Annotated in this window: 1 protein-coding gene; it reads left to right on the top strand. The window is 60.7% G+C overall.

The window, feature by feature from the left end; translation table 11 throughout:
- On the top strand, positions 1-308 hold a 308-nt coding region (locus FOI68_RS23110; RefSeq protein WP_143864445.1), incomplete at both ends, for a vWA domain-containing protein.

Below are 308 nucleotides of genomic sequence, written 5' to 3'. Positions count from 1 at the left end.
AGCGGCAGCATGGGCAATATGGCGGGCGGCAAGACGAGAATGGAAGCGGCCAAGGAAGCGATCCGCTCGTTTGCCGCCTCCCTTCCCGCCGATGCCCGGGTGGGACTGCGCGTCTACGGACATGAAGGAACAGGATCGGAAGCAGACAAAGCGCTTTCCTGCAGCAAAAGCGATGTGATGTATCCCCTGCAGGCGTATGACCGGCAAAAACTGGACAGTGCGCTGGCGCAGTTCAAGCCTGCCGGCTGGACGCCAATTGCCCTCGCCCTCGAGCAGGCGCAGAAAGATTTGCAGTCGTACAAAGGGGA

Origin of the sequence: Brevibacillus sp. LEMMJ03, from assembly GCF_007197875.1 — a bacterium.
Classification (GTDB): Bacteria; Bacillota; Bacilli; order Brevibacillales; family Brevibacillaceae; genus Brevibacillus; species Brevibacillus thermoruber.
This window is presented reverse-complemented; position numbering and strand designations above follow the sequence as displayed.